Consider the following 13,697-nt stretch of genomic DNA (forward strand, 5'->3'; position numbering starts at 1 on the left):
CGCGCGCCGCCTATTCGCCGGCGATCGGATGACCCGGGATCGTGGCTTCGAGTTGATCGAGGCGGAGCACACACCGGGTGCGGCTGTAGATGGTCGGCATACATTCGTTGCAGTGCACGCAGGCGGACTCGGTGCTCGCGTCGGACCGGATGCGGTGCAATAGATCCGGTTCGCGCAACAGCGCCCGGCCCATGGCGACGAAATCGAAGCCCTCCGCCATCGCCAGATCCATCGACTCCCGGTCGGTGATACCGCCCAGCAGCACCAGTGGCATGGCCAGCTCCCGGCGGAACTGGCGCGCGCGTTCGAGCAGATACGCCTTCTCGTACGGGTATTCACGCAGGAAGGCCTTCCCGACCAGCCGGAAACCCCAGCGGGCCGGTCCCGGCAGCGTTTTAGCGAACTCGCGGCGCGGTGCCGCGCCGTGGAACAGCAGCATCGGGTTCAGCAGGGAACTGCCCGCCGTCAACTCCAGCGCGTCGAGCGCGCCGTCGGCCTCCAGCCACGCGGCCACCTGCAACGACTCCGGCAGGGTGAGGCCGCCGCGGATGCCGTCCTCCATATTCAGCTTCGCGGTGACCGCGATCCGGTCGCCGACCGCCTCGCGCACCCGGCGGGCGATATCGCGCGCCAGCCGGGCCCGGTTCTCGAGTGCGCCGCCGTAGCGGTCCTTGCGTCGGTTCAGTAGCGGGCTCAGAAACGAACTCACCAGGTAGTTGTGCCCGAAATGTATTTCGACCGCGTCGAATCCGGATTCGATCGCCAGCAGCGCCGCGTCGGCGTGGGCGGTGACGAGGTCGTGGATCTCGGCCGCGTCGGGCACCTTCATCGGGCTCATCCCGAGGGGGCTGAACATCCGGCTGGGCGCCAGCGCGGGCAGGCGATTGGACGCGGAATTGGCCACCGGCCCCGCGTGGCCGATCTGCGCACTGGCCGCCGCGCCTTCGGCGTGCACGGCGTCGGTGAGCCGGCGCAGGCCCGGCACCGCCTCGGGGCGCATATAGATCTGGTGGCGGTCGGTGCGGCCGCCGGGTGCGACCGCGCAGTAGGCGACGGTGGTCATCCCGACTCCGCCCGCGGCGACCTCCCGGTGGAATTCGACCAGGTCGTCGGTGACCAGCGCGTCCGGGGTGCGTCCCTCGAAGGTCGCGGCCTTGATCACCCGGTTACGGAGGGTGAGCGGCCCCAGCGGGGCGGGGGCGAATACGTCGGTCACGATATATCTCCTGTCGGTGCGGTCAGACCGGCGACGACGAAAGCGCGCAAGGTCGCCACGGCCTGCGGGCTCAGCGCCCGGTCTTCGGCGGCGGCGCGGCCGAATCGCATGATGATGAGGTCGAACGCGAGCATCCACCGGCGCCGGCTTTCCCGTTCGCCCACCTCGGGCAGCAGGCCGGCCCACGAGTCGATTCGGAACCACTGCTGCTGCCACGGGCCCACCTGCCGGTCGATCACGCATTGCGCCAGCAACCGCAGGTGCAGCCGGCCCAGCGGGTCGGCGGCCAGGGCGGTGAACGGGGTGAGGACCGCGTCGACGAGATCGGCCGCGGGTCCGGCGGCCGCGGCGACCTCGGTGAGGCGGTCGGCCCACAGTGCCCCGAGCCGTTCTTCGAGCAGGACCGCCACCAGGGCTTCCTTGGATCCGAAGTGGTAGTGGACGGCGGCGGGGTTCGCGCCGGCCTCGGTGCAGATGCGGCGTACCGAGACGTCGTCGTAGCGCTCGGTGAGCAGCAGGCGTTCGGCGGCCGTGAGCAGGCGTTCCCGGGTCGCGGCCGAAACTCGCTGGGGCATGGGGCCAGTGAACCACTGCGCCGACCGGTTTTCAATCATTGATTGAAATACTGTTTGAAAACGCTGGTCGATTGCTTCGTCGGCAGTCGTTATCCGATCGCAAAGGGCTGCGCGGGCCACACACTCACCGGGACGGGCCGGTCCTGTTCTACTGGTTCCGGTAGTCAGCTCCGGTTGTCCGATATGCCCTCGATCGACAAGGAGAAGACGATGGCCCTCGAGATCCGCGCGGTGACAGTGCTGGGCACCGGGGTGCTCGGTTCCCAGATCGCCTTCCAGACCGCGTACCACGGATTCCGCGTCCAGGCCTACGACATCGACGACAAGGCAGTCGACGCGGCGCGCGAACGTTTCGCCGGGCTCGCCGCCACCTATCGCGACGAGGTGATGGGCGCGACCGACGAGCTCACCGAGCAGACCCGTGCGGGGATCGGCCTGACCACCGATCTCGGCGCCGCGGTCGCCGAAGCCGATCTGGTGATCGAAGCCGTCCCCGAGGTGCTCGACATCAAACGGCAGACCTATCGGAAACTGGGCGAGCTGGCTCCGGAACGGACGATATTCGCGACCAACTCCTCGACCCTGCTGCCCAGCGATATGGCGGATTTCACCGGCCGCCCGGACAAATTCCTGGCGCTGCACTTCGCCAATCAGGTGTGGAAGTTCAATACCGCCGAGGTCATGGGCACCGACCGGACCGATCCCGCGGTGTTCCGCGCGGTCGCCGAGTTCGCCGCCGCCATCGGCATGGTGCCGATCGAGGTGCACAAGGAGAAGGCCGGTTATGTGCTGAACTCGTTGCTGGTGCCGTTCCTGAACGCCGCCGTCGAACTCGCCGCCGGCGACTACGCCGAACCCGAGGCGGTCGACAAGACCTGGCGGATCGCCACCGGGGCTCCCATGGGCCCGTTCCAGATCCTCGACATCATCGGTCTCACCACGCCCTACAACATCCTGGGCAGCGCTGCCGAAACCGAGGGTCTCGCCCGCTGGTTGAAGGAGAACTACATCGACAAGGGCAAGCTCGGAGTGGCCACCGGGGAAGGGTTCTACAAATACTCCTGAACCCACGAGCCGGCCGCCCGCATGATCCGGGGCCGCCGGTTCGTGGGGCTTCTCTCAGCGAGGCGGCGGCGCTTCGGCGGCTTCCCGGGCGAGCCGGTCCTCGTGGATGCGGACCAGTTCACGAAAACCGATCCGGTCCCAGCCGGGCTTCGGTTGAATACTCCATTCGTCCTGCGCGGTCCGCTGACCTGCCGCCTCGGGCGGGCCGCCGAAGGGCGGACCCGACAGCGGATACGGATGCTCGCATTCGAGGCTGTCGTCGGAATACCTGACCTTCATCAGTTCACTGCAGATCTCGGTGAAGGACAGGGTCGGCCAGCCGTACCACAGCGCCAGCGCCGGCACCGTGAACGCGCCCTCGATGACCAGCGCGAACAGGCAGACGAAAATTCCGCGCCGCAACCAGCGGTGCATCCGCGCGTACGGCGCGGTGGTGCCCAGCGGCAGTTCGTCGTTCTCCGGATCGCCTGCGGGGGAGGGCTTCTTGTTCATGCGGGGTCCTTCGGAAGAGGGATGCGACTGCCGCCATGGTCAATCGGAGAAGATCTCGCGGTTGACGGTGTGCAGATAGGGGATCGCCAGGAACGGCGTGATGTAGAAGATGTCGTAGAGCCACCAGCCGATCACCGGCAGCACCACCCCGTCGTAGCGCACATCGGCGTACATGGTCATGTTGAACGTGTAGCCGATCCAGATGACCAGCCCGAACCAGCAGGTGACGATCATCCACTGGTGTCCCCAACGCTTCATCTGCAGGAACGCGATCGCCGCGGCGATGCGCATCGGGAACACGGTGAGCATCAGGGCGACTTCCCAGCCCTTCTCACCGGGCGCGCCCGAACCGCCGATCCACAGCTCGTTGTAGTGCCAGAAGTAGCCGGCATCGAAGAAGTTGCCCCAGGCGGTGAGGATCACCCGGTTGATCAGGGTGTGATTGGCGATGAGGTCCAGTGCCCAGCCCAGGCTGTTGAGCGCGGCGTCCAGGATGACCAGGTAGCCGATCAGCGTGACGATGATCGGCCGCACCGACAGCCCGGATTCCTGTGCCTGGCGCTGGAGCCAGACACCGCGCAGGAAGACCGGCAGGCCGACGATGCCGAGGACCAGTGTGCCCATCAGCAAGGTGCCCGCGGTGAGCCACCGGTCGGCTTCGCGCTGGGCGCGGCGGGATTCGTCGTGATGGGCGTCGTAGGCGTCGCCGGGTTTCGGTGCGGCCATACGCCACGGCAGGGGGACAGCGGGAAGTTTCACGACGGCTCCTACCAATCCCGGACCGAATACATGTGCAGCTGGATGAGGAACATCGCCAACAGGAATCCGTAGGCGAAGATCTGGACGGCGATCAGCGCGCGCCGGCGCCGGCGATCCTGTTCGTTCACGGTCGTGATCCTCCTTCTGGAACCGACTGCGCGAGAGAGGTTTCCGCGGTGGCCAGTGCGGCCGCCGCGATCTCGCGCAGACCTTCGTTGATCGCGCCGTTGCTGCTCAGCGGCGCCAGGATGCATGCTTCGGCGGCGTCCCGGATATCCGCGCCCGCCGCGATCAGATGCCCGGTGGTCACCAGGACCCGGGTGGACGGGGGTTCGAAATGGAACACCTCGTCCGCCTCACGGATCACTCGTGCGCAGCCGACCAACTGCCGGGCCACCGGCGGCTCGATCCCGGTCTCGGCGACCACCACCGCGGCTTCGCGATCCGCGTCGAGATAGTCCAGGGCCAGCGTCATGAACCGCTGCCGGAACGAGGGTTTCAGCTCTTTGAGCGAGCTCCGATAGGCCGGGTTGTAGGAGCAGACCAGCATGAACGGGTCCGGCGCCGGTACGACCTCGTCGGCGCGGTCCAGGTAGAGCATGCGGCGGTGGTCGGTGAGCGAGTGCAGGATCGCCAGCGAATCGTGCCGGGCCTCGACCACCTCGTCCAGATAGCAGATCGCCCCGTCCTTCACGGCGCGGGTGAGCGGTCCGTCGTGCCAGACCACATCGCCGCCGGTGACCAGGAACCGGCCCACCAGATCGGCACTGGTCAGATCGTCGTGGCAGCTGACGGTGACCACCGGGCGGTCCAGCAACCGGCCCATATGCTCGACGAACCGGGTCTTGCCGCATCCGGTCGGGCCGGTGAGCATCACCGGAATGCGGCGCCGGTACGCCCTCTCGAACAGTGCGATCTCGTTACCGGTGGCGGAGTGGTATTCGCTGTTCATCCTGACCTCTCGGGGCGCGGCCGCGGGGTGTACTCCGCGTTCGGTCCGGTTGTGTGCGGTGTGCGGAGGAGTGCCGTCCGGGGCGCCCATCACGTGGCGACCAGTTCGCGATGAACACGGTCGAGGACACGGGGTAGTTCCTCGACCCGGTGGATCCGTTGCGACCGGCGCCGCCCGAACACCGTCGGCAGCGGATCCACCCGGGCGGGGCCGACACCGACGTAATAGATCGCGACCCCGGCTTCGTCGGCCTCCTCGACCGCGTGCGCGACATCGGCCCAGGCGTAGCGCCCCTCGTACCCTTCGTCGGAGATCAACCCGTCGCCGATCACGATGAGCAACCGGCGTTCGGCGGGCCGGTCGAGCAAGCGCCTGGTCAGGTGTCGCAGCGGGGCGCCCAGCCGGGTGTAGCCGCCGGTCCGCAAGCCCAGGCCGCCGGGGTCGACGAGCCGCGGTTCGTCGAAATCCTTCAGACAGCGCACCTCGACGCGGTGCCGGGTGTTACCGGTGAACACGAAGATCCCGTGTTGTTCCGCGGCCGCCGCCATGGCGTGCGACAGGGCGTCCGCGCACGCCAGTTCCAGGGCGAAGGTACGGCCCTGGTGCACCCCGAGTGAGGAACTGCCGTCGAGCAGGACGGCGGTGGCCACATCACGGGTCGCGGGTAACAGGTCACGGAAGACCCTGGGCTGGGCGGCGGTACCGGTGCGCAGGTCCACGTAGTGGCCGATATAGCGGTCGATATCGAGATCGGCGCCGTCCTCGAGCCCGCCGGTGAGCGCACGATGGGTGTGCTGCCGGAACCAGCGCCGCACATCCACCGCCACCGGTGCCGGAGGGTGACTCCGTGCCGGGTGCCGGCGTTCGAGGACGGCGACGTGATCGGGCAGGAAACGCTTAGTCCACAGATTCCATTCGGGATACGGGATACCCGGGCGCTGATCGGGACGGATCTCGATCTCGTCGTCCTCCGGCCGACTCGGCGGCGGCAGGTTGGGGTTGCGGACACCGCCTTCACCCCCGACCGGCACCGACATGGCCCGGTAGGAATCGGTGCGCGGGTTCGTCCACGGCATCCGGCCGTACATTCGCCGCAGCGCCACCGCCACCCGGCCTCGCCCCGGGGCAGCCAGGGGCGGGGCGCCCAGCAGCAGGTGGGGCGACGGGGTCTGCCCGGAGCGGGCCAGCACGACCGCCCGCTCGAGTATTTCCGGAGCGTCCGTATCGGGATCGGCCGGTTCGAGTTCGGGCAGGAGCCGCCGTAGTTCGGGAATCAGTCCCGGGAACCGGACCGCGATCCAGCCCAGTGCGACACCGCCCTCCACCACCGCCACACCCGCGAGCTCGCGCGGGGACAACTCCGACAGCCGGTACCGTGCGAGACGGTCCTTCGAGGGCGCGCATTGCAGGGCGATTCCGCAGGTGAGGGTGCGGCGGGTCCAGTCCGGTGGCGGCGGATACGGTACCTGCACCAGCGTGGCGGAGGGGTCCAGACCGAAGAGCCGGCGTTCCCCGGTGACCAGGCGCGCGCCGTGGCGACGCCGGTCGGAGAACGCCACGGCCGTCAGGGCGCAACTGCGCTCCAGCGACGCGGCGGAGAGGGAAGGGCTGGGCTGCACGGCGGTCACCGTCGATCCGGCGCCGGGTCGTTCAGAACGTCCCGATATTGCGCATGACCCAATACCAGAAGCCGATCACGGCGCCCATCGCGCCCCAGCCGAGGATCAGACGAACGATGTCCTGCCACATAGTGACCTCCAGTGGTCGATTCCCGTGGGCCGGGTCCCGGAGACGACCCGCGAGCGCGGGTTCATCGGGGTTCCATACCGCGCAGTGCGGTGGAGACGTAGTTGTCGAGCATGGCGGCGCGCACCGCCTTGGAATCGCTGGTGGTGGTCAGCAGGGCGTAGAGCCCGAGCAGGAAGAACACCGCGCTGTGGAAGGGATCGATCTCGGCGGCGGCCTCGCCCGCGTCGCGCGCCCGCGTGATCTCCTCGACGACCTGCACGATCAGCGGATGATCGGTCCATTCGTCGTCGGGCGGGCGGGTCGGCGTGAAGTGCAGGCCGAGTACATCTTTGAACAGGATCGCGCCGACGCGCCGTTCCACCGACAGGACCAGCCGCACCGCTTTCGCCAGTGCGCCCGGCAGATCGTGCGGTGCCGCCACGAAACGGGCGAACTCCTTGGCCACTCGGGCTTCCTCGCGCCGCTCCAGTTCCAGCAGGACATGCTCCTTGCTGGGGAAGTGGAAGTAGAAGGTGCCGCGCGCGACGCCGGCGGCCTCGATGATGGCGCCGACATCGGCACCGGCTGTCCCGGTGCGCCGGAACTCCGCGACGGCGGCGTCGAACACCCGCTTACGGGTTTCGAGTCGTTGGGCTTCCCGGCCCCGTGGCTTCTCCGTCGGCGCGTTCACGGACTCCATTAGCGGCCATCCGTTGAAAGTTGTCAATTAAAAATTTCAATGACACTTGTCATCCGCATCCGTGTTCTACTGTCGGACAATGTCTCCTGGGAGATCACGAGGCGCTGATTCAAGTGGCACCGCCATGCTCCGGGTGCCAGAGCGGAGTGTCGCCGGGTGCCTGGAACGCGGCTGTTCGGTCGTGCGTCCGGCGTGGTTCGCATCGGTTCCGCCGACCCGCTAGTGCACGACCATGAGAGCGGCGGTCGCGAGGGCGAAGGCGAAGTAGGCGCCCGGAAAGGCGAGGTTGTAGTAGACACGTGCCCGCATGTGGGTGAGGAGGGCGCCCGCGAAGAACAACACCAGGCCGACCGCGGCGGCGAACCCCAGCGCTTCCATGCCGAGGAGTCCGAGCAGGACCCCGGCCGCACCGGCGAGCTTGAGCGTGGCCAGCCAGGGCACCCAGCCGGGCGGCACGCCGACCTCGGCGGAATTGGCCAGGACGAACGGCGCCCGGGCGAAACCTGCGAGGGCGTCACCGGCGTTGGCCACGACGGTGACGAGGGCGACGACGAGGTAGGTGGTGTGCACGGCATGACTTCCTGTTCGAGGTGGGTCGGCCCGGGCGCCCACCACGGTGGCGGGCGGCACGGCGTGGCGCCGGATCCGAGATACTGCGCCGGTTGTGGAATCCAGCCTTCCGGGCCCTGGCGAAACCCGCCAATACCTGCATCCATAACCTGATGGAATGGATGTGGACACCCGGTTGCTCCGCTACTTCGCCGCGGTGGCGGCGGAGGGGAATCTGACCCGTGCCGCCGCACGGCTCTACGTTTCGCAACCGGCGCTGACCAAGCAGATCAGGCAGCTGGAGGGCCTGCTCGGCGTCGAACTCTTCGTGCGCTCACGGACCGGGATGGCGCTCACCCCGGCGGGAGAGGCGCTGGCCGGGCGGGTACCGGGGCTGCTCACGGAATGGGATCTGGCGCTCCGGCAGACCCGGCAGGCGGCGGGCCGCGCGGCGCGGGTGCTGCGGGTCGGCTTCCTGGCCAGCGCGGCCAACGAGGCCACCCCGCGGATCATCGCCGAGTTCGCCCGCCGGCAACCCGGCTGGCGGGTGGATATGCGGCAGGCGTCCTGGGGTGACCCGACCGGCGGTCTCGCCGACGGCGAGGTGGATACCGCCCTGCTCCGGCTCCCCTTCCCGGGGCAGGATCGGCTGCGGGTGCGGGAACTGTTCAGCGAACCGCGCGTGGTCGCCCTGGCGTCCGGGCATCCGCTGGTGGAACGCGAATCGATCGCGTTCGCGGATCTGCTGGACGAACCGTTCGTGGCGGCCCCCGCTGAAACCGGTGCCTGGCGTGACTACTGGCTCGGGGTCGACGAACGCGCGGACCGAACGCCGCGGATCGGTGCGGTGACCGATCAACCCGACGAATGGCTGAGCGCGATCGCCAACGGTTACGGGATCGCACTGGCCCCGGAGTCGAGCGCCCGGTACTACGCCCGGCCCGGTATCACCTACCGCCCGGTGACCGGTGTGGCGCCGAGCCGGGTCGGTGTCGTATGGAAGGCGGAGTCGGACACCGATCCGGTGGTCCGGGCGTTCGTCGAGTGCTGTATCGAGCTGTGCTCCGGGACCGGCTGACGCATCGGCCGCCGTACTGCTCGACCTGGACGCCGAAGCCTTGTAGATGCCGCATCCCACTTCTATCCTTACGAACAGAGGGAACCGACCCCTGTTGGAGTAGAGATGATCTACGACAATTTGCTCGCAATAGCAGCGCAGGTACCGACCACCAGCGGATTGCGGCAGGGCGAAGTATTCACGCCCTACGCCGAAGTGGTCGACCGGATCGGCCGGCTCGCCGCCGGCTTCATGGAATATGGCATCGAGCGCGGCGATCCCGTCGCCCTACTGCTTCCGAACTCACCCGATCTCTTCGCCACTTCCCATGCGCTCTTCGCCATCGGCGCCATCGCGATGCCGATGGCCGAGACGGCCACCCGATCCGAACTCGCCACGCTCGCGCGAAAAACCGGACTCCAGGCCGTTGTCTCGACTCCCGGCCGTGCCGTGGTCGCCGAGGCGCTGATCGCGGATGTGGCCCCCGGTATTCCCTTGTTCCCGACGAACGCACTCCCCGAAGGAAGGACGACCGCCCGGCTGCCGGAACTGCCGGGCGACACCACGGCGCTCTACCTCTTCTCCTCCGGCTCTACCGGGTTGCCCAAAGTGGTGCCGCACACCCATGCCGAGCTCGTCGCCGATGGCAAACGAGCCAGTACGGCCTGGGATATCCAGCCCGACGATATCGTCCTCAGTATGCTGCCGGGCAACTTCTCGATGGGCTTTCTGATGGGCACCAGTTACGCCGTCTCCGGCGGTGCGACGACGCTCTACTGGAGCGATCGCCTGCCGCTGGCGCTTTCACGCAAGAAGCTGCTCGACACCATGACCCGTGAGCGCGTCACCTTCATGGGCGCCGTTCCGGCGATGTACGACATCATCACCGGTCAGGCCGGCAGTTTCGATCTCGGACTGCGTATGGCCGTCTCGGGCGGCGTCTCCCTGAAGCGGCCGGTCTTCGAAGCGGTACGCGCGCGCCTCGGTGTCCCACTTCGTCAGAATTACGGCTCCACCGAGGCGAGCATGTTCGCGCACAACAACTCCGCCGATCCCGACTCGAGCTGGGCCTCGGTGGGCAAACCGGCGGGTGACGCCAGGGTCCGCATCATTCCGTTCGATACCGATTTCGGCCCCTCCGTCGGCGAAATGGAAATAAGGTCTTCCTCGCTCATGCGGGGCTATCTCGACAATGATGTGGCCAATGCCGAGGCATTCGACGAGGGCTGGTTCCGGACCGGCGATCTCGCCTCGCTCGACGAAGAAGGCCGTATCTTCATCCGTGGCCGCAGCAAGCTGTTGATCGAAGTATCCGGGTACAAGATCGACCCCATCGAAGTGGAGGAGACGCTCATGACCCTGCCTGCCGTCGCCGAAGCCGCGGTGGCGGGTCTTCCGGACGGACGCAATGGCAATCGGCTGATCGCATTCGTCGTCAAAGAGGCGGAAGTATCGGCCGACGAGTTGATCCGCTACGCCCACAAGAGGTTGTCCGAGCACAAGGTACCGGCCGAGATCGCATTCATCGACGCATTACCGCGCAGCTCGGCCGGCAAGGTACTCCGCGGGCAGTTACGCGAGCTTCAGGCAGGCTGAGCCGCTCGCTGCGAGACATAGGCTGCTATCTTCGCGGGCGATTCGAACAGTTCGGCCTGTATCTCCGTCTCCGGGATGCTGATCTCGAATTCCTGCTCGAGGAACTGCACCAGTCTTACCAGCTTGATCGAGTCCAACAATCCGGCCTCGAGTAACAGGGTATCGCGATCGACCGGCGATTCACCGGTTTCGGCCACCATGGCGGAGATATACTCGATTATCGGTTGTTCGATATCGTTCATCACACCAGCCCCTTACGTCGTCAACATACTAACCAATTTCGGCGCGACCTGAAATACGCGAAAAGATGGGAGGGCGACGTGGCCGAAACGCGCCCGCTGGGCAAAAAGGAACAGCTGCTCAATCATTTGCATGCCCGTCGTGGGCTGATCACCGTGCAGGTGTTGCATGTACGCGGACGCATCGATCCGATGCTGGTGAAGCAGGCGCTCGCCTGGCTACAGACCCAGCACCCCATCCTGCGCGCTCATATCCGCTACGGCAAGATCATCTGGCGACGGCTGCCGCCGTTCGCCCATCGCGAGCCCTGGTTCGATACCGAGGGCACAACGGAGATCCCGTTGCGAGTGCTCGAAGACACCGATTCGGACGCCTGGCGGAAGGTTCTGACCTCCGAGATCCGCACACCGATCCCGAAGGGCAACCATCCGCGCCTTCGGATAACAATGGTGCGGCAGTCTCCGGACGCCGACCTGAACCACATCGTCATGTGTGCCGATCACGCAACGCTCGACGCCCACTCCGCCAATATGCTCGGCCACCGGCTTCTCGAATTCCTGGCCGAACCGGCCGCGCCGCAATCGAAATCGCCGCCCCGCACCGCATTGCCACCGCCGGTCGAGGCCGGCTCGGCGGGCAAGTCCGGCATCGGCGGGAAAACCACCTATACGCCTGCCATTCGGCTCCCCAAGCAAGCGGTCCCCGATCCGAAGGACGAATCGCGAGTACTGGCGCGTCGCCTCGAGCCCGACACCACGGCAAGGCTCGAGGAGGCCATCAAAGCCAACAGAACGACGGTGCACGGTGCGATAACGGCGGCCTTCCTGCTCGCCATTCGTGAGCGCTACCGGCTCGACACCATGACCGTGTTGAGCACGGTCGACCTCCGTCGCTTCGGTGAACTCGCGTTGCCGGACGAGACCTGCGGTTGCTACGCCGACATCCTGCGTACCGAGCATCCGATAACCGACGACTTCTGGGCAACCGCCCGGGACGCCTCGTTCAAGCTGATCGCCGCGCTGGCCAAAGACCGGGAGGCCGCCTCGATCATGGCGTTTCCCGAGTGGGAGGTGTATCGGCGCGAAGTCCGGCCGACGATGCGGAACAACCGGCGTATCGACGGACTCGGCGTCACCACGGTAGGCGAGTCCGGGCTTCGGTCCGGCTACGGTGCCTATACGCTGGAGGACGTCACCAGGGCAGTTTCCCTCGATATGTTCGGCCCGTCATTGTTCGTGATCGCCAACAAATGGCTCGGCGGCCTCGATCTCAGCGTCGCGTACGCGGCAACGGCCATGAGCGACGACGAGGTGCGGTGGCTGACCGACAACGCGGTGGCGCGGCTCGAAAGCGCCGCGCGAGAACGCCGCGCCGAGCGCGCCACACCCTCGGTCACGGAGGTGGTGCCGGAGGGCCCGATCGGTCGGGCATGAGTTCGGCGGGCATGGAGCGGTAGGAGTGCAGGTTCACCAGGCGCCGTGGGATCGGCGGGCCGTCCAGGCGCAGATCCGGATATCGCTCGAAGAGGGTCCGCAGGGCGATCACGCCTTCCATCCGGGCCAGCCGGTATCCCAGGCAACCGTGTATCCCGCTGCTGAACGCCAGGTGGTCCGCGGCGTTGACCCTGGTCACGTCGAATCGTTCGGGGTCGGGGAAGACGCCGGGGTCGTGGTTCGCGCCCGCCAATGCCAGCAGGACCAGGGAACCGCGTCTGATGTGCTGATCGGCGATGTCGAGGTCGCAGTTGGCGACCCGGCCGGTGATCCGGACGGGGCAGTCGTAGCGCAGGATTTCCTCGATCGCGCCCGGCCACAGGTCCGGCTGCGCCAGCAGCAGTTCCAGCTGATCCGGATGGCTTGTCAACAGTGCGATTCCATTGCCGAGCAGGTTCACCGTCGTCAAGAATCCGGCGTCCAGCAGTAGGGCGGCGTTGGCTATCTGCTCCCGGCGGGTGAGCTCACCACTGGTCACCAGCACGGTGAGCAGGCCATCGGCCGGTTCGGCGGTGAGCGAGTCGATGCGCTGGTCGAAGTACTGCTTGACCTCTGTCAGCTCCTTGGTGGCGTCGCGATACGCGGTCCAGGTCACGGCTCGGTCGACCAGCGGCGCACTGTTGAGACCCCACTTCAGCATGGTCGAATGCATATCGTCGGGAAATCCGAGAATTCCGGCGATCATCGCGACGGGCACCTGTTCGGCGAAGTCCTCGATCAGGTCCGGGCGCGGCTTCGACCCCATCCGTTCGATCAGGCCGTCGGTTACTTCGACGGTCCGTTGCTCCAATTTGCCGATCGCCGCCGGGCTGAACGCGTGCCCGACCAGGCGTCGGTACCGGGTGTGGTCCGGCGGATCGGTCGCCAGCATCGAGGGCGGTTCGGTGAGATTGGGCAGTTCCTGATCCGTCTTGGCCAGCACCCAGCGGATCGGCTTCGGAATGGCGGGGTGGTCGGGCGTGAGCGAGCCGAAGCGCTTGTCTCGCAGGATGAGACGGCACAGTTCGTAGTCTGCGGTGACGCGCACTCCCGACAGATCGGGTAGCCGGCCCCGCTGCCGGATCTCCTCGATGAGCGGCGACGCGCCGAGCAGGCGATCCTGGCCGAAGGCGATCTCGGCGAGAGGGTTGCCCCGGCGCGCCGACCACCGCAGATAGCCCCGTGTCAGGCCGTGCAGGAACAGCCAACGGGTCCACACGCGAGTCGACATGTCACCTCCGCTCTCGGCCTCTCCCCATGATAGCCAATTGCTATTTGGAAGATCGCTGTCGGCCG

14 protein-coding genes are annotated in these 13,697 nt (G+C 67.0%); 4 read left to right on the top strand and 10 right to left on the bottom strand.

The window, feature by feature from the left end; genetic code table 11:
- Nucleotides 1-10: 10 nt before the first annotated feature.
- Both IG75_RS0121760 and IG75_RS0121765 read right to left on the bottom strand, forming a co-directional pair.
- The gene (locus tag IG75_RS0121760; RefSeq protein ID WP_030525905.1) at nt 11-1,216 is read right to left on the bottom strand and encodes an NADH:flavin oxidoreductase; all 1,206 of its coding nucleotides are present in this window, start codon (nt 1,214-1,216) and stop codon (nt 11-13) included.
- Nucleotides 1,213-1,791, bottom strand: a complete 579-nt coding sequence (locus IG75_RS0121765) for a TetR/AcrR family transcriptional regulator (protein ID WP_030523089.1) — start codon at nt 1,789-1,791, stop codon at nt 1,213-1,215. Before IG75_RS0121765 ends, IG75_RS0121760 begins: the two co-directional genes overlap by 4 nt.
- A gap of 183 nt (nt 1,792-1,974) precedes the next feature.
- Here IG75_RS0121765 and IG75_RS0121770 point away from each other — a divergent pair, with 183 nt between their 5' ends.
- Nucleotides 1,975-2,856, top strand: a complete 882-nt coding sequence (locus IG75_RS0121770; protein ID WP_245713233.1) for a 3-hydroxyacyl-CoA dehydrogenase — start codon at nt 1,975-1,977, stop codon at nt 2,854-2,856.
- 54 nt (nt 2,857-2,910) lie between these two features.
- Here IG75_RS0121770 and IG75_RS0121775 read toward each other — a convergent pair whose 3' ends face one another.
- The 6 genes from IG75_RS0121775 to IG75_RS0121810 all read right to left on the bottom strand — a co-directional run bounded on the left by IG75_RS0121775 (nt 2,911) and on the right by IG75_RS0121810 (nt 8,057).
- Nucleotides 2,911-3,348, bottom strand: coding sequence for a hypothetical protein (locus IG75_RS0121775; RefSeq protein ID WP_030523087.1), 438 nt, complete (start codon nt 3,346-3,348; stop codon nt 2,911-2,913).
- 39 nt (nt 3,349-3,387) lie between these two features.
- The gene (locus IG75_RS0121780) at nt 3,388-4,074 is read right to left on the bottom strand and encodes a hypothetical protein (protein ID WP_030523086.1); all 687 of its coding nucleotides are present in this window, start codon (nt 4,072-4,074) and stop codon (nt 3,388-3,390) included.
- A 157-nt stretch (nt 4,075-4,231) separates the two neighbouring features.
- The gene (locus tag IG75_RS0121790) at nt 4,232-5,059 is read right to left on the bottom strand and encodes a CbbQ/NirQ/NorQ/GpvN family protein (protein ID WP_030525906.1); all 828 of its coding nucleotides are present in this window, start codon (nt 5,057-5,059) and stop codon (nt 4,232-4,234) included.
- Nucleotides 5,060-5,148: 89 nt separating this feature from the next.
- Entirely contained in the window at nt 5,149-6,678 is a 1,530-nt protein-coding gene (locus IG75_RS0121795; RefSeq protein WP_030523083.1) for a nitric oxide reductase activation protein NorD, read from the bottom strand.
- A gap of 191 nt (nt 6,679-6,869) precedes the next feature.
- A complete protein-coding gene (locus IG75_RS0121805) occupies nt 6,870-7,487 on the bottom strand; it encodes a TetR/AcrR family transcriptional regulator (protein WP_051714795.1) in 618 nt (205 codons plus the stop codon).
- Nucleotides 7,488-7,706: 219 nt separating this feature from the next.
- A complete protein-coding gene (locus IG75_RS0121810; RefSeq protein ID WP_030523081.1) occupies nt 7,707-8,057 on the bottom strand; it encodes a DoxX family protein in 351 nt (116 codons plus the stop codon).
- A 157-nt stretch (nt 8,058-8,214) separates the two neighbouring features.
- On the opposite strand from IG75_RS0121810, the gene IG75_RS0121815 reads away from it, so the two are divergent.
- Together IG75_RS0121815 and IG75_RS0121820 are read left to right on the top strand one after the other, a co-directional pair.
- Complete coding sequence (locus IG75_RS0121815) at nt 8,215-9,114, top strand: LysR family transcriptional regulator (RefSeq protein WP_030523080.1); 900 nt, start codon at nt 8,215-8,217, stop codon at nt 9,112-9,114.
- 105 nt (nt 9,115-9,219) lie between these two features.
- A complete protein-coding gene (locus tag IG75_RS0121820; RefSeq protein WP_030523079.1) occupies nt 9,220-10,689 on the top strand; it encodes a class I adenylate-forming enzyme family protein in 1,470 nt (489 codons plus the stop codon).
- Here IG75_RS0121820 and IG75_RS0121825 read toward each other — a convergent pair.
- Nucleotides 10,677-10,931, bottom strand: coding sequence for an acyl carrier protein (locus IG75_RS0121825; RefSeq protein ID WP_030523078.1), 255 nt, complete (start codon nt 10,929-10,931; stop codon nt 10,677-10,679). The two genes, IG75_RS0121820 and IG75_RS0121825, sit on opposite strands and share 13 nt — an antisense overlap.
- Between IG75_RS0121825 and IG75_RS0121835 the strand changes: the two genes are divergently transcribed.
- The gene (locus IG75_RS0121835; protein ID WP_156059054.1) at nt 10,914-12,362 is read left to right on the top strand and encodes a phthiocerol/phthiodiolone dimycocerosyl transferase family protein; all 1,449 of its coding nucleotides are present in this window, start codon (nt 10,914-10,916) and stop codon (nt 12,360-12,362) included. The genes IG75_RS0121825 and IG75_RS0121835 overlap by 18 nt on opposite strands.
- On the opposite strand, the gene IG75_RS0121840 is transcribed toward IG75_RS0121835, so the two are convergent.
- On the bottom strand, nt 12,322-13,632 hold the full coding sequence (locus IG75_RS0121840; RefSeq protein WP_030523076.1) for a cytochrome P450: 1,311 nt from the start codon (nt 13,630-13,632) through the stop codon (nt 12,322-12,324). The genes IG75_RS0121835 and IG75_RS0121840 overlap by 41 nt on opposite strands.
- Nucleotides 13,633-13,697 lie beyond the last annotated feature (65 nt).

The sequence above is a fragment of the Nocardia rhamnosiphila NBRC 108938 genome (genome assembly GCF_000720425.1).
GTDB classification, from domain to species: Bacteria; Actinomycetota; Actinomycetes; order Mycobacteriales; family Mycobacteriaceae; genus Nocardia; species Nocardia rhamnosiphila.